Here is a 15,549-nt window from a genome sequence, read left to right on the forward strand (position 1 = left end):
ACCGGGCGGACGCTAGGCTTTCTTTTGAGGCTTATTCACAACGATACGGACAACCGTTGTGGGTTCTTCGAGGAGTCCTTCACCCACAAGCAAAACAGTGGTCTGCGTGCCACCAAGCTTGCGGATCACCTTGGCTGCCTTTTCGACTTCCTCGCCGGCGCTTCGTCCCTTGATCGCGATAACTTCACCTTTGCCCGCCAACAGCGGAATTGTGAGGCCGGCAAGGTTCGAGAGTGCTGAGACGGCCCGGGCCGTCACGACGTCGGCCTTCACCATCCCAACCGCCAGCTCTGCCCGGCTGCGCATCACCGTTACATTAATAAGGCCCAGGTCATCAACGACCTCCTGAAGCCAAACCACGCGGCGTTCGAGGGGCTCAATCAGGGTCAGTTCAAGGTCCGGGCGGGCAATGGCCAGACACAGGCCAGGCAATCCGGCCCCGCTGCCGACATCCGCCACGTGGCTTCCCTCGGCAATCTGACTCTCAATTACGGCACAGTTCAGCACGTGCCGGCTCCACAACCGGGGAACTTCGCGGGGACCGATGAGGCCCCGTTCCGTGCCCGAGGTGGCCAGATGCTCCACATACCGCTTTGCCAGGTTCAGGCGGTCCCCAAAGATCGTCTGTGCTGCCTGCAATTCAGCGTCGGTTATCTCAACCATCAAGGTATCCGCCGGCATCAGTCTGCAGAAACGACGATGTGACGTTCGGCGCCTTCGCCTTCAGACTCGCTGACGAGTCCCAGATCGGCAACGGCGTCGTGCACAATTTTGCGCTCATAGGCGCTCATCGGAGCAAGAGCAACGGCTTTACCGGACTCCTTAACGGAGGCAACGGCGGCGTCTGCAATCTTTTGCAGTTCGCCGGAACGCTCGGAACGGTAGCCGTTGATATCCAGAACCAACCGCGAGCGGTTTTCGGTCGCGGACAACACCGCCAGCCGGGTCAGTTCCTGAAGGGCTTCGAGTACCTCCCCGTCCGCACCAACCAGATTTTCCAGACCGGCTGATTCTTCCTCGGTAACGATTGAAATGTACGTGCGACCATTACGCACTTCGATGTCAATATCGCCGTCAATGTCGGCGATGTCCAGAAGTTCCTCGAGGTAGTCCGCGGCCACGTCGCCTTCTTCTTCCAGCCGACCGGCGGATGAACCCTTGCCCTCGTCAGCTGCCGATTCTTCGGTACCTTCATCAGTGGTCCGGTCAGCATCGTGGGTTCCGCTCAGGGCCTCGCCCTGCTCATCAATGGCTTCAGCGGAAATAGCGTGTTCGGTGCTCTCGGCGGACATTACTTCCTCTTCCTGTTCTTGCGTTGTGGCTGGACACGCTGGCTCTTAGCCGCCAGGGCCGCAGCGGCCGCAGCCTCCGCGGATTCGGCCTCGGCCTTCTTGGCACTAGTCAACGGCAAGGCAGGCAGGCCCTTGGCAGCACGACGCTCAGCCAGCGCCTTGGCAGCGGGGGATCCCGGCGTCGGCATACGGCGAATAACAAAGAACTGCTGACCCATGGTCCACAGGTTTGTGGTGGTCCAGTAGATCAGGACACCGATGGGGAAGTTGATCCCGCCGACGCCGAAGACCAGCGGCAGGATGTACAGCATCATCTTCTGCTGGCGCATAAACGGACTCGCCATGGCTTCCTCGGACATATTCTTCGCCATGATCTGCTTCTGGGTGATGAACTGTGAGGCCGTCATCGCCAGAATCATCACAATCGAGAGAATCCACACCGCAACGACGTTGCCGCCGGCCGGCGTACCGTGCAGCAGGGTGGCAGAGAGCGGGGCACCAAAAATGCTCGACTCATCGAACTGCAGGACCTGTTCGTGACTCATCGCGCCGATGCCGACACCGCTGGTCGCCGCCGACGTAATCCCGGAAAGGACCTGGAAGAGCGCAAAGAAGAACGGCATCTGGATCAGCATGGGAAGGCACGCCGAGAATGGGTTGGTGCCGTGCTTCTTGTACATGGCCATCTGTTCCTGGGCCATGGCCTGGCGGGACAGCTGATCAGTTTTGCCCTTGTACTTGTCCTGCAGCTTCTTCAGGTCCGGCTGCAGGAGCTGCATCCCGCGCTGGGCCTTGATCTGTTTGACGAATACGGGAATAAGCGCCGCGCGGATCACCAGCACCAGCCCGATGATGGATAGGGTCCACGTCCAGCCATTGGCGGCAGGCAACCCGATGACGCTCAGTCCATCGTGGAAGACCAACATAATGGCGGACACAAGCCACTTGAAAGGAAACATGATTGTTCCAAAGAAATCCATACGATATCCCTATTCGTCAGGCCGCAGAGCGGCCTTCTCCATCAGTCCGAGCAGCCAGATACTTGTCCGGATTGTTCATCACAACAATTGTGGGGGTGTGGTCTGCGGGCCATTCGCATTTACCGGCGGGGACATGGTCCACACCACCGGCATTCCAGGGGTGGCAGCGCACCAGGCGCTTGGCCGCCAGCCAGCTTCCCTTAACCGCGCCGTGCACGGTGACCGCTTCAAGGGCATAGGCCGAGCAGCTCGGGAAGAAACGGCAGACCTGGCCGTACAGCGGCGAAATCACCTTGCGGTATGCCAGGAGCAGCAGGATGAGGATATTGCGGGGCGCATTCCAGACTGCCCGGCCCAACCATTCCGCTGCGAACTTTGCAGGAGGGACGACGGCGGCAGTTAAGTTACGCACGCGAGGTCCCTTCCTGTGTTGTCTCGTAAGAAACTGACGAAGCAGCCTTAGGAAGGCGGCTGCCCAGCCGTTTCATGTTGTTTTCCAGTGCGGCGTCATAGTCCGATCGCAGTTGGTCCCAACTGGCTCCCGCCGCGGCGGGCAAGGCCCGAACCACGATCGCGAACCCGCTGCCGTATTTCTGCAAGGACAAGGCGCCGACTTCTCTCAGTCTCCTCTTAACGAGGTTCCTGGCAACAGCGTTCCCGACACTCTTGGAAACGATGAATCCGATCCGGCTTGGTTCACCGGCAGCCAAGGCTGCCGTATATAACACTACGTTCCGGCGTCCATTGCGGACACCGGAACGTACAGTTGTTGAAAAATCGGTTGATGTCCTCAGACGGTTGCGGGTGGCCAGCACCGTTAAACTCGCACAGGGATGTGGACCGACGAGTCAGTTATTTAGGCCGACAGCTCGGTGCGACCCTTGCCACGACGGGCTGCCAGGATGGCACGGCCGGCACGGGTACGCATACGAAGGCGGAAGCCGTGCTTCTTGGCTCGACGGCGGTTATTCGGCTGAAAAGTCCGCTTGCTCACGTTAGTTACTCCAGTGGGATCAAAGGTGCGCCCACCCGATCAAGGGGAAGAACTGGTCGACGCTAAGTTTTGTATGTGCCGCTTACCTCAACTCGCAAGACGCGCGGGGCGCCGGGAAAGATTCAAATGAGGCTTAAAGCGTACACATGGGACTTCACAACGTTAGGGCTTGCCGCCCTCCAGAGTCAAACCGGGGGTCGCGCCGCAGAGTTTCCCCAGCTGTGGCTAACTCCCTTCCCGGCCTGTGGATGACGAGTGCCAAAGGGTCCCAATTCGAACTACAGCAGTGTGATTATCCACAGGACAGAACCCAGCTATCTTCTGCCCATTTGATCCCCTAGAGTGTCCCAGTAGCCGATTATCCACGGACTGTGCATAACCCTGTGGATTAAGCCGGGGCCAGCGCACTGGTTCGGGCCATGTGGCTGCCGGCAATTTAGGCAAGCAAGTTTGAGGAACTGATTGATGACAGTAGACGAAGCCAACCAAGCCAACACTGTCGGAAGTTCCTGGCGGCGGGTAGTAAGCCTGCTGGAGAACGATCACCGGGTATCACCCCGGCAGCGCGGCTTCGTCATCCTCGCCCAAGCCCAGGGGCTCATCGGTTCAACCCTGCTGGTGGCGGTCCCCAATGAACTCACCCGTGAGGTACTCCAGACACAGGTGAAGGAAGCCCTCGACGACGCCCTCCGGAGCGTCTTCTCCGACGAAATCCGTTGTGCAATCGACGTCGACACCGATCTGGTCCCGCTGCACCCGGAACCCGAACCCGCCGTCGAATTGTCTCTCGTGGCCGATCCTTCCGTCGAACTAAAACCACAACCCATGCTGCCGAGCACGTCGCATGAATTTGGCCGCCTCAATCCGAAGTATGTCTTCGACACCTTTGTGATTGGTTCCTCCAACCGTTTCGCCCATGCTGCGGCGGTGGCCGTCGCTGAAGCGCCGGCCAAGGCCTACAACCCGCTCTTCATCTATGGCGATTCCGGTCTGGGCAAGACTCATCTGCTCCATGCGATCGGCCACTATGCCCGCAGGCTGTACAGCGGAATCCGGGTCCGCTACGTGAACTCCGAGGAATTCACCAACGACTTCATCAACTCCATCCGCGACGATGAAGGCACCAGCTTCAAAACGACGTACCGCAACGTGGATGTCCTCCTGATCGATGACATCCAGTTCCTGGCCGGCAAGGACCGGACGCTGGAGGAGTTCTTCCACACCTTCAACGCCCTGCACAACAACAACAAGCAGGTGGTCATCACCTCCGACCAACCACCCAAACTGCTCGCTGGCTTCGAGGACCGGATGAAGTCCCGCTTCGAGTGGGGCCTGCTGACCGACATCCAGCCGCCGGAACTCGAGACCCGGATCGCAATCCTGCGCAAGAAGGCCCTCAGCGAGGGCCTCTCGGCACCGGACGACGCCCTGGAATACATCGCGTCGAAGATCTCCAGCAACATCCGCGAACTGGAGGGGGCACTGATCCGGGTCACGGCCTTCGCCAGCCTCAACCGCCAACCGGTGGACGTTGCCTTGGCAGAGATGGTGCTCAAGGACCTCATCACCGATGACGGGGCCCAGGAAATCACCTCCGCGCAGATCCTCACCCAGACCGCCGACTACTTCAAGCTCAGCATGGAGGAGCTCTGCAGTAAGTCGCGGACCAGGACCCTGGTCACCGCCCGGCAGATCGCCATGTATTTGTGCCGTGAACTCACGGATATGTCCCTTCCCAAGATCGGGCAGGAACTCGGCGGCCGCGACCACACCACGGTCATCCATGCAGACCGCAAGATCCGTGAGTTGATGGCTGAGCGCCGAGTGATCTACAACCAGGTCACCGAACTGACCAACAGGATCAAGCAGCAGCAGCGTAATTCCTAGGCAGTCGCGCCAAGCACTCTTACCTTATTAACAGACGCCTGTGGACAACCCTGTGGATAGTTAAGGGGACAACTGCGGTTAATGGGCTTAAAACCCTTAAGGCGCCTGTGGATCACGGGCAGCGGCGAAAACGTTATCCCCATCCACACCCTGTTTAAAACCTACTCCGCCCACAGTCCATGAACAGGCGTTAACCGCGGGAACGCACCGTCAAACGGGGTTATCCACAGTATCCACAGCAGTTATTAACACTACTAATCCCTCAATAATGAAATTCCCTCAAATAACAATCTCCGTCCCACCCCGGAACACGGCCAGGAACGAGCCGGCCGTCGGCAGAACCCGGGCACCGGAGCCGCCCGGACAATCTGCCCGGTTCCAACTCGGAGATGGGAGAATCACACTTCATGCGGCTAAGCTGTCTGCAGTGTGTCCGTCCTGGACATCTTTTGTGATTCCTTGCCGGGCCGGTGGCCCGGCCATCAGTGATGACAGCAGCAATGAAAGGCGGCACCCTTCCGTGAAGTTCAGAGTCGAACGGGACGTCCTGGCAGAAGCCGTGACCTGGACCGCCCGGTCGTTGTCTCCGCGGCCGCCAGTACCCGTCCTTTCCGGTCTGCTACTGAAGGCTGAAGCCGGTACGGTGAGCCTCTCGAGCTTTGACTACGAGACCTCGGCAAGGCTCGAGATCGCTGCTGACATCACCACCGAGGGCACGATTCTGGTATCGGGACGGCTGCTCGCCGAGATATGCCGCAGCCTCCCTTCGGCGCCGGTCGACGTTGAGACCGACGGCAACAAAGTCACATTGACCTGCCGGCGCAGCAGCTTCCATCTCGCCACCATGCCCGAGGCCGAATACCCTCCGCTGCCTGCTCTGCCCGCAATCAGCGGCACAGTACCCGGCGACGCCTTCGCCCAGGCTGTCTCCCAGGTGATCATCGCAGCGAGCAAAGATGACACCCTGCCCATCCTCACCGGCGTCCGGATGGAAATCGAGGACGACATGATCACCTTGCTGGCCACCGACCGTTACCGTCTGGCCATGCGCGAGGTTCCGTGGAAACCGGTCACTCCGGGCATCTCCACAAGCGCACTCGTCAAGGCCAAGACCCTCAATGAAGTTGCCAAGACTCTCGGCGGCACCGGTGACATCCACCTCGCCCTCGCTGATGACGACAGCCGGCTCATTGGCTTTGAAAGCGGCGGCCGCACCACCACGTCCCTCCTCGTTGACGGCGACTACCCCAAGATTCGATCACTTTTTCCCGAGTCCACGCCGATCCATGCCACCGTGCAGACCTCGGAACTCGTCGAGGCCGTCCGTCGTGTCTCGCTCGTTGCGGAACGGAACACTCCGGTCCGGCTCGCGTTCACCCAAGGCCAGCTGCACCTCGATGCCGGCACCGGCGAAGATGCACAGGCATCAGAAGAGCTCGAGGCCCAGCTCACGGGCGAAGACATCACCGTCGCGTTCAACCCGCATTACCTGATTGAGGGCCTGAGCGTCATCGAGACCAAGTTTGTCCGGTTCTCCTTCACCAGTGCGCCCAAGCCGGCCATGATTACGGCCCAAAACGATGCCGACGGAGAAGACCAAGGCGACTACCGTTACCTGGTTATGCCGGTGCGGTTGCCCAACTAACCCGCAGTTGAGGCCGTTTTGAGGGATCAAAACGGCCTCAGCTGCCAGTCAGTTGGGTGGACGCCATCACCCGAAACACCCCAGCGCAGAAAAGAGTTCATCTAAGTGCACATTGGACTGATCGGCCTTGGAAAAATGGGTTTCAACATGCGCGAACGGCTGCGCGCGGGTGGAATTGACGTTACCGGTTTCGACCGCAACCCTGAGGTCACCGACGTCGCCAGCGTTGATGACCTGATCGCCGCCGTCCCGGCGCCGCGCCTGATCTGGGTGATGGTTCCCTCCGGCGGGATCACCGACGCCGTCATTACCGAACTCGGCGCCAAACTCGACGCCGGTGATCTGGTCATCGACGGCGGTAATTCCCGCTTCACCGAGGACCAAAAACACGGCGCCGCACTGGCTGAAGTGGGCATCCGATTTGCCGACTGCGGTGTGTCCGGCGGCGTATGGGGCCTGCAGAACGGTTACGGTTTGATGGCCGGCGGGGATGCGGTGGATATTGAGCGCGCCATGCCCGTCTTCGACGCACTTCGTCCCGAGGGCGAACGGTCCGACAGCTTCGTTCACGTCGGCGGGGTTGGAGCCGGCCACTACGCCAAGATGGTTCACAACGGCGTCGAATACGGCCTGATGCAGGCCTATGCAGAGGGGTATGAACTCCTCGCCGCTAAGGACATTGTGACTGATCTTCCCGGTACTTTCCGCGCCTGGCAGAAGGGGACTGTGGTCCGCTCGTGGCTGCTGGACCTGATGGTGAAGGCGCTCGATGAGGATCCCGGCCTGGAATCGATCGATGACTATGTTGAAGATTCCGGCGAGGGTCGCTGGACCGTGGAGGAAGCGATCGCCAACGCCGTGCCGGCCCCAGCCATCACGGCAGCCCTCTTTGCCCGCTTTTCATCGCGCGAGGACAACTCACCCGCCATGAAGATGGTTTCCGCACTGCGGCATCAATTCGGCGGACACCCAACCCGTCCGGCAAAATAGTCCTGTCCCGAAATCCTGACCCGGCGTGTACCTAGAACAACTTTCGCTCACGGACTTCCGCAGCTATGCCCAGGTAGAGCTGAGCCTGGAGCCGGGTGTCACCGTGTTGGTAGGGTCCAACGGCATCGGCAAAACCAACCTGATGGAAGCCATCGGCTATCTGGCCTCACTCAGCTCGCACCGGGTCAGTTCCGATGCGCCGCTGCTGCGGTTTGGAACCGATCGGGCGATGATTCGTGCCAAGCTGGTCCGCGGCGAGCAGTCCACGGTGCTCGAAGTCGAAATCAACGCCGCGCGCGCCAACCGCGCGCGGATCAACCGCAGCAACCCGGTCCGGGCCCGCGACATCTTGGGTATTTGCCAGACCGTTTTGTTTGCACCGGAGGATCTTGCCCTGGTCAAGGGTGACCCGTCCAGCCGGCGCCGTTTCCTCGATGAGCTCCTGGTCAGTCTCATTCCGAGGCATGCTGCCACCCGCAGCGACTATGACCGGGTGCTGAAACAGCGCAACGCGCTGTTGAAGTTCGCCAGGTCAGGAAGATTCAGCCCGGGACACGAATCCACCCTGGATGTCTGGGATCAGCACATGGCCCGGGCGGGAGCGGAGCTGCTGCATGCACGACTCGAATTGGTGGAAAGGCTTGGACCGCATCTCAAAAGCGCCTATGCCCAGCTCACCGACGGGTCCAAGGAAGCAGGTGTGATCTACCGTTCCACCCTGCAGGGTGTTGTGGACGATGACGGCGCTGTGCCGGTCGAAGCCTTGGTGGCGGTTCCGGGTCCCAACGGGCAAGTTCCGGGACCCGGGGATTTGCGGCTTCTCTCGATTGATCAGCTGACCGAACGCTACATCCAGGCTTTCGCATCGTCTCGGCGCAGGGAATTGGAACGCGGGATCTCCCTGGTTGGCCCGCACCGCGACGAACTCGAACTGGTGCTCGGTTCCGCCCCCGCGAAAGGCTATGCCTCGCATGGTGAAACGTGGTCCATGTGTCTGTCCCTCCGCCTGGCCTCGTACTATGTCATGCTCGATGACGCCCGCACGGGCGGATCAGCTCCCATCCTGATTCTGGACGATGTGTTCGCGGAGCTTGATGTCCAGCGCCGGCGTAAACTGGCCGCGATAGTATCCGGTGCCGAGCAGGTGCTTGTGACCGCCGCCGTTGAGGACGATATCCCCACGGAACTGGCCGGACGGCGGGTGAGGGTAGTCCCGGGAGGAATCGATGTGCGGGAAGATCGATGAATAAGGATACCGACGGCGGCCTGCAGCCGGGACGCGATCCGGACGATATCGATGCCGCGCAGTCGGCATTAAACAGAATGCGTGAGGCGGCGGCGGCGCGCGGAGAAATACGGCGCAAAGCTCCACCACGCCCCGGAACGGCTCCGCCAAAGCCTGGCCGCAGCTCCAGCAGCACCCGCGGCTTCGGACAATTCCACGGCACCGGCAGGGACCCGATGGGGCTGGGCAAAGTGGTGGGCCGCCTTGTTGCCGAGCGTGGTTGGAGCTCTCCTGTGGCCGTGGGATCGGTGATGGCCGAATGGTCGACGCTTGTGGGACCGGAAATATCCGCGCACTGCACGCCGGAGAGTTTCACCGATACCACTTTGCATGTCCGTTGCGATTCCACCGCCTGGGCTACGCAATTGCGCCTGCTCAGCATCAGCCTGCTGGATAAATTCCGCACCGAACTCGGTGAAGGTGTGGTGACCAAGATCCAGGTCCTCGGACCTGCGGCGCCGAGCTGGCGCAAGGGTGGCCGGACGGTCAACGGGCGCGGACCGCGGGACACCTACGGATAGCGTTCAGCCTGCTGGTACGCCAGGCCTGAAGCACTCCTTGCAAAAACTCTTGAAAATTCCGCAAACGGCGTGTAGGGCGCTCAGACGTACCGGAGTCGTATAGTCACCCGCGTCCGGTACTCCCGGAGCCTTGCAGGTGGAGTCTGTGGCCTCCCAGCGGCACTTTCCTTCCCGTTTGGCGCGATGGAATGCGGGATTCACCCCTATAACACGGTAGAATCGGGGGAGATAACTGGGCGCCGGTGAAACGTTGACTGAGTCCGTTTCCGACGAAATTTTCGCGTGCGGTTAACGGATCCTCAAGTCGGCAGGACAACCGGTGTCATCAGTGCCGTGCCCGTTGGCAGAAGCTGTTTCCTCCGGAAAGGGGCGACGGCTGGCCTTTAACGAAAAAAGAGGAGTCGAAAGCGCCTGTGGCTAACGACAATGCAGAGATCCCGGCAGTGGAACCAGCAGTGGTAGCGGCGGATACCCCGCCGGAAGCCACAATTGCCCACGGCTACGGTGCCAGCGACATTACGGTGCTCGAAGGCCTGGAAGCCGTCCGGAAACGTCCCGGCATGTACATCGGTTCCACCGGACCGCGCGGATTGCACCACCTGGTCTATGAAGTCGTGGATAACTCCGTCGATGAGGCCCTGGCCGGGTACTGCACCCACATTGAAATTGTGCTGCAGGCCGACGGCGGGGTCAAGGTGGTTGACAACGGCCGCGGCATCCCGGTGGATATGCACCCGACGGAGCACAAGCCCACGGTGGAGGTCGTGATGACCATCCTGCACGCTGGCGGCAAGTTCGGCGGCGGCGGTTACGCCGTCTCCGGTGGCCTGCACGGGGTGGGCATCTCAGTTGTCAACGCGCTCTCCAGCCGGGTCGATACCGAGGTCCGCCGCCAGGGCCATGTTTGGCGGATGTCCTTCGCGGACGGCGGCAAACCCCAGGGCGGACTTGTCCAGGGCGAGGAAGCCAGCGAGACCGGCACCACCCAGACGTTCTACCCGGATGCCGGTATTTTTGAATCGACGGAGTTCGATTTCGAAACACTGCGCGCCCGCTTCCAACAGATGGCGTTCCTGAACAAGGGACTGCGGATCACGCTGACCGATGAGAGGCGCGTTGCCGAGGAACCGACCGAGGACGCTGACCTCGACCTCGACGCCGTTGCAGTCGACGGCGAAGTCCCGGCGGAGTTCCACACCGTTGTGTACCAATACGATGACGGGTTGCTGGACTACGTCAAGCACCTGAACTCCGGCAAAAAGGTCGACGTGGTCCATGAAGATGTCATCGCCTTTGAAACCGAGGATACCGAACGTCACATCGCGCTGGAAATGGCGATGCAGTGGACCAACGCGTACTCCGAGAGTGTCCACACCTATGCCAACACCATTAATACCCACGAGGGTGGCACCCACGAAGAAGGATTCCGCGCTGCGATGACCTCGCTCATCAACCGCTATGCGCGGGAAAAGAGCATCATCAAGGAAAAGGATGACAACCTTACCGGCGACGACATCCGTGAAGGACTGACGGCAGTCATTTCGGTCAAGCTTGCCGAGCCTCAGTTTGAAGGCCAAACCAAGACCAAGCTCGGCAACTCCGAGGTGAAGGGATTCGTCCAGCGAGTCGTCACGGACGGCCTTGGCGACTGGCTGGAACGGAATCCCGGCCCGGCCCGCGACGTTATCCGCAAGGCCATCTCCGCGGCCCAGGCCCGGATGGCAGCCCGCAAGGCCCGCGATAACGCCCGCCGGAAGAGCCCGCTGGAATCTTTCGGGATGCCTGGCAAGCTCTCGGACTGCTCTTCCAAGAACCCGGAAAAGTGTGAGGTCTACATCGTGGAGGGCGACTCCGCCGGTGGTTCCGCCAAGCGCGGCCGCAACCCGGAAACCCAGGCCATTCTTCCGTTGCGTGGAAAAATCCTCAACGTCGAACGGGCGCGGCTGGACAAGGCACTGGGCAACGCCGAGGTCCAGTCCATGATTACCGCCTTCGGTACGGGGATTGGCGAAGACTTCGACCTGAGCAAACTCCGCTACCACAAGATTGTCCTGATGGCGGATGCTGACGTCGACGGCCAGCACATCACCACCTTGCTGATGACCCTGTTGTTCCGCTACATGCGCCCGCTGATAGAAAACGGCTACGTCTATCTGGCGCAGCCTCCGCTGTACCGGATCAAGTGGTCCAACGCTCCGCACGACTACGTCTACAGTGACCGGGAGCGCGATGCGCGCCTGCTGTCCGGCCAGGCGGCCGGCCGCCGCATTCCCAAGGACAACGGCATCCAGCGCTACAAGGGCTTGGGTGAAATGGACTATACGGAACTGTGGGACACCACAATGGACCCCGATCACCGCACACTGTTGCAGGTCACGATGGACGATGCCCTGGCCGCGGACCAAACCTTCTCCACCCTGATGGGTGAGGACGTTGAATCCCGTCGAAACTTCATTCAGCAGAACGCCAAGGACGTTCGGTTCCTGGACATCTAGGGTACTCAAGCCCTACATATCCCTGGACCGATATATACCTGAAACGGAAAATATAGACTATGAGTGACGAAACACCAGAAGTTCCGGCCGGCGCGGCCGACGCTGAGCCCGTTATTGAGGGCACCGTCCTTGGCACCGATGTGCTGACCGACCGGGTTGAACAGGTTGACCTGCAGACCGAAATGCAGCGGTCCTACCTTGACTACGCGATGGCCGTGATTGTGGGGCGTGCCCTTCCGGACGTCCGCGACGGCCTCAAGCCGGTCCACCGCCGCGTGCTCTACGCCATGTTCGACGGCGGCTACCGACCGGAGCGCTCCTTCAATAAGTGCGCCCGTGTGGTCGGCGAAGTTATGGGCCAGTACCATCCGCACGGCGACACCGCCATCTACGATGCCCTGGTGCGCCTGATCCAGGACTGGACGATGCGCTACCCGCTGGCGCTGGGCCAAGGCAACTTCGGCTCTCCCGGCAATGACGGCGCGGCGGCACCCCGATACACCGAAACGAAGATGGCGCAGCTGGCCATGGAGATGGTCCGCGACATCGACGAGGAAACTGTCGATTTCCAGGACAACTACGACGGTAAAAACCAGGAACCCACCATCCTGCCGGCGCGGTTCCCGAACCTTTTGGTCAACGGATCCTCGGGCATTGCCGTTGGTATGGCAACCAACATTCCGCCGCACAACCTCCGTGAGGTTGCCGACGGGGTGCAGTGGTATCTGGCCAACCCGACCGCCAGCCGGGAAGAACTGCTCGAAGAGCTGATCACACGCATCAAGGGGCCCGACTTCCCGACCGGGGCCACCATCCTGGGCCACCGGGGGATTGAGGATGCCTACCGTACGGGCCGCGGCTCGATTACGATGCGGGCCGTTGTCAACGTTGAGGAACTCCAGGGCCGTACCTGCCTCGTGGTCACCGAGCTGCCCTATCAGGCCAACCCGGACAACCTGGCGATCAAGATCGCCGAGCTCGTCAAAGACGGCAAAATCTCGGGCATCGCCGACCTGAGGGATGAGACCTCGGGACGCACCGGACAGCGGCTTGTGATTGTGCTCAAACGCGACGCAGTCGCCAAGGTGGTGCTGAACAACCTCTACAAGCACACCCAGTTGCAGGACAATTTCGCCGCGAACATGCTGGCGATCGTTGACGGGGTGCCCCGCACCCTGAGCCTTGATGCCTTTATCCGGCACTGGGTGACCCACCAGCTCGACGTCATCGCCCGCCGGACCCGGTACCGGCTCCGCAAGGCCGAGGAGGAAGCGCACATCCTGCGTGCCCTGTTGAAGGCGCTCGATGCACTCGACGAAGTCATTGCACTGATCCGGGCCTCGAACACGACCGAAGCGGCCCGCGATGGTCTGATGCAACTCTTGGACATTGACGAGCTTCAGGCCCGGGCCATCCTAGACATGCAGCTGCGCCGGCTGGCTGCCCTGGAACGGCAGAAGATCCAGGACCGCCACGCAGAACTCCAAGCCATGATCACCGAGTTCAACTCGATCCTGGCCTCTGAAGAACGCCAGCGTGGAATCATCAGCACCGAGTTGGCCGAAATCGTAGCCAAACACGGCGATGACCGGCGTACCAAGGTCCTGCTGGGCTTCGACGGGGACATGTCGATGGAGGACCTGATCCCCGAAGAGGAAATGGTCGTCACGATCACCCGCGGCGGCTACGTCAAGCGCACCCGCAGCGACAACTACCGCTCGCAGCAGCGCGGAGGCAAGGGCATCAAGGGTGCACAGTTGCGTGGCGACGACGTCGTCGAACATTTCTTCGTCACCACCACCCACCACTGGCTGTTGTTCTTCACGAACCTTGGCCGGGTATACCGGGCGAAGGCGTACGAGCTCGTGGAAGCCGGGCGCGACGCCAAGGGCCAGCACGTGGCCAACCTGCTCGCGTTCCAGCCGGACGAACACATTGCCCAGGTGCTGGACCTGCGCGACTACCAGCAATCGCCGTATCTGGTCCTCGCCACCAAGCGTGGCCTGGTGAAAAAGACCCGCCTCGAGGACTATGACACCAACCGCTCCGCAGGCGTTATCGCAATCAACCTTCGCGATGAAGATGAACTGGTTTCGGCCCAGCTGGTTTCCGAAACGGATGACCTGATGCTGGTTTCCCGCATGGGCCAGTCGATTCGTTTCACCGCCACCGATGAAGCCCTGCGCCCGATGGGGCGGGCAACGTCCGGCGTTACCGGCATGAAATTCCGCGAGGACGACGAACTTCTGGCCGCCGACGTGGTGACGGAGGGCTCCTTCGTCTTTGTCGTCACGGAGGGCGGCTACGCCAAGCGCACCGCCGTGGAGGAATACCGCCTCCAGGGCCGTGGCGGCCTCGGCATCAAGGTGGGCAAGTACCAGGAAGAGCGCGGCCATCTGGTGGGCGCCCTGATTGTCCAAGCCGAAGACGAGGTCCTGGTGGTTATGGAAGGCGGAAAGGTGGTCCGTTCCTCGGTGGCCGGAGTGCCGGCCAAGGGGCGCGACACCATGGGCGTTATCTTCGCCAAACCCGACAAGAACGACCGCATCATCGAGGTGGCACGCAACAGCGAGCGTGGACTGGAAACCGACGAGGTGGTCGAAGACGAAGATGCAGTCGATGCTGCCGAAAGTCAGGCATCGGCGACGGATGACGTAACGTTGGCTGAAGATACCGGATCACACGAGGGGTCCGCAGCGGAAGAATCAGCACCGGCCCCGGAGTCAGATGAGTCATCAGGCAGTGCCGAGCTGGACGAAGACAATACCGGAGGTAACGCGTGAGTAATTCCGACTCATATCCCAAGCCGAACAGCGGCGTACCCGGCGGGGTGCGGCAGCCCGCCTCCGCACCGCGGGTAGGTGCACCGTCGCGTCCCGAGCAGAGTCCGGGAGCTTCGGGTGCGGCTGCTGGCTCGGCCCAGCGGCCGCAAGCCCCCGGGCAGCGTCCCGCGCAGGGACGACCCGCTGCTGCCGGGCAGCGCCCGGCCACCCCCGGACAAGGTCCGGGGCAGAACCGCCCGGGGCAGAACCGTCCGGGACAAAACCGTCCGGGACAAAACACAGCCGGACTGATTAAGCCGGCGCCCAAGGCCAAGGTCCGCCGGGCGCGCCTGTTGGTGAGCAAGGTTGACCCTTGGTCCGTGTTGAAGATGGCATTCCTGCTCTCCGTGGCACTGGGCATCGTGACGGTTGTGGCAGCCATTGTGCTCTGGACGGTCTTGGACCTGACCGGAATCTTCGACCAGGTCGATGGCCTCCTTGGCACGCTGGCCGGCTCCGAAGGCGGCGGTTTCGAGTTGAAAAAGGTCGCTTCATTGGGGCAGGTGGCATCGTTCGCTACCATCATCGCCGTCATCAACGTTGTGCTGCTGACGGCGCTGTCCATGCTCTCGGCCGTGCTGTACAACATCTCCGCCACCCTGGTAGGCGGCATCGGCGTCACCCTCACGGACGACTAA

Annotated in this window: 14 protein-coding genes; 8 read left to right on the plus strand and 6 right to left on the minus strand. The window is 61.2% G+C overall.

Annotated elements, in window-relative coordinates:
- Positions 1-12 precede the first annotated feature (12 nt).
- From rsmG to rpmH, 6 genes are read right to left on the minus strand one after another with little or no spacing between them, the layout of a single operon-like run.
- Entirely contained in the window at positions 13-663 is a 651-nt protein-coding gene (rsmG, locus tag QK287_RS10870; protein WP_282360047.1) for a 16S rRNA (guanine(527)-N(7))-methyltransferase RsmG, read from the minus strand.
- 17 nt (positions 664-680) lie between these two features.
- Positions 681-1,292 (minus strand): R3H domain-containing nucleic acid-binding protein, encoded by a 612-nt coding sequence (locus tag QK287_RS10875; protein ID WP_226775565.1) that lies wholly within the window; start codon positions 1,290-1,292, stop codon positions 681-683.
- A complete protein-coding gene (yidC, locus tag QK287_RS10880) occupies positions 1,292-2,272 on the minus strand; it encodes a membrane protein insertase YidC (RefSeq protein WP_226775564.1) in 981 nt (326 codons plus the stop codon). Before yidC ends, QK287_RS10875 begins: the two co-directional genes overlap by 1 nt.
- Before the next feature lie 16 nt (positions 2,273-2,288).
- Positions 2,289-2,684: a membrane protein insertion efficiency factor YidD gene (yidD, locus tag QK287_RS10885; protein ID WP_226775563.1), complete on the minus strand. Its 396-nt coding sequence runs from the start codon at positions 2,682-2,684 to the stop codon at positions 2,289-2,291.
- The gene (rnpA, locus tag QK287_RS10890) at positions 2,677-3,087 is read right to left on the minus strand and encodes a ribonuclease P protein component (RefSeq protein WP_226775562.1); all 411 of its coding nucleotides are present in this window, start codon (positions 3,085-3,087) and stop codon (positions 2,677-2,679) included. The genes yidD and rnpA overlap by 8 nt, the downstream gene beginning before the upstream one ends.
- 41 nt (positions 3,088-3,128) lie before the next feature.
- Entirely contained in the window at positions 3,129-3,266 is a 138-nt protein-coding gene (gene rpmH / locus QK287_RS10895; RefSeq protein ID WP_003800212.1) for a 50S ribosomal protein L34, read from the minus strand.
- Positions 3,267-3,731: 465 nt separating this feature from the next.
- Between rpmH and dnaA the strand changes: the two genes are divergently transcribed.
- From dnaA to QK287_RS10935, 8 genes are all read left to right on the plus strand, one after another.
- Positions 3,732-5,153 carry a chromosomal replication initiator protein DnaA gene (dnaA, locus tag QK287_RS10900; RefSeq protein WP_226775561.1) on the plus strand — a complete coding sequence of 474 codons (1,422 nt, stop codon included), beginning with the start codon at positions 3,732-3,734 and terminating at the stop codon, positions 5,151-5,153.
- Between the two features lie 520 nt (positions 5,154-5,673).
- Positions 5,674-6,798: a DNA polymerase III subunit beta gene (gene dnaN, locus QK287_RS10905; protein ID WP_282360048.1), complete on the plus strand. Its 1,125-nt coding sequence runs from the start codon at positions 5,674-5,676 to the stop codon at positions 6,796-6,798.
- Between the two features lie 105 nt (positions 6,799-6,903).
- Positions 6,904-7,788 (plus strand): phosphogluconate dehydrogenase (NAD(+)-dependent, decarboxylating), encoded by an 885-nt coding sequence (gene gnd, locus QK287_RS10910; protein WP_282360049.1) that lies wholly within the window; start codon positions 6,904-6,906, stop codon positions 7,786-7,788.
- A gap of 25 nt (positions 7,789-7,813) precedes the next feature.
- Positions 7,814-9,034 (plus strand): DNA replication/repair protein RecF, encoded by a 1,221-nt coding sequence (recF, locus tag QK287_RS10915; protein ID WP_282360050.1) that lies wholly within the window; start codon positions 7,814-7,816, stop codon positions 9,032-9,034.
- The gene (locus tag QK287_RS10920) at positions 9,031-9,594 is read left to right on the plus strand and encodes a DciA family protein (RefSeq protein ID WP_282360051.1); all 564 of its coding nucleotides are present in this window, start codon (positions 9,031-9,033) and stop codon (positions 9,592-9,594) included. Before recF ends, QK287_RS10920 begins: the two co-directional genes overlap by 4 nt.
- A gap of 413 nt (positions 9,595-10,007) precedes the next feature.
- Entirely contained in the window at positions 10,008-12,089 is a 2,082-nt protein-coding gene (gyrB, locus tag QK287_RS10925; protein WP_282360052.1) for a DNA topoisomerase (ATP-hydrolyzing) subunit B, read from the plus strand.
- A 59-nt stretch (positions 12,090-12,148) separates the two neighbouring features.
- The gene (gyrA, locus tag QK287_RS10930; RefSeq protein ID WP_282360053.1) at positions 12,149-14,872 is read left to right on the plus strand and encodes a DNA gyrase subunit A; all 2,724 of its coding nucleotides are present in this window, start codon (positions 12,149-12,151) and stop codon (positions 14,870-14,872) included.
- Positions 14,869-15,549: a DUF3566 domain-containing protein gene (locus tag QK287_RS10935; RefSeq protein ID WP_282360054.1), complete on the plus strand. Its 681-nt coding sequence runs from the start codon at positions 14,869-14,871 to the stop codon at positions 15,547-15,549. The genes gyrA and QK287_RS10935 overlap by 4 nt, the downstream gene beginning before the upstream one ends.

The sequence above is a fragment of the Arthrobacter sp. AL05 genome (genome assembly GCF_029960715.1).
In the GTDB taxonomy this organism is placed as follows: domain Bacteria; phylum Actinomycetota; class Actinomycetes; order Actinomycetales; family Micrococcaceae; genus Arthrobacter.

Coding starts and splice junctions, on each gene's coding strand:
- rsmG (WP_282360047.1), bottom strand. CDS start 663: ATGGTTGAGATAACCGACGCTGAATTGCAGGCAGCACAGACGATCTTT.
- QK287_RS10875 (WP_226775565.1), bottom strand. CDS start 1,292: ATGTCCGCCGAGAGCACCGAACACGCTATTTCCGCTGAAGCCATTGAT.
- yidC (WP_226775564.1), bottom strand. CDS start 2,272: ATGGATTTCTTTGGAACAATCATGTTTCCTTTCAAGTGGCTTGTGTCC.
- dnaA (WP_226775561.1), top strand. CDS start 3,732: ATGACAGTAGACGAAGCCAACCAAGCCAACACTGTCGGAAGTTCCTGG.
- QK287_RS10920 (WP_282360051.1), top strand. CDS start 9,031: ATGAATAAGGATACCGACGGCGGCCTGCAGCCGGGACGCGATCCGGAC.
- gyrA (WP_282360053.1), top strand. CDS start 12,149: ATGAGTGACGAAACACCAGAAGTTCCGGCCGGCGCGGCCGACGCTGAG.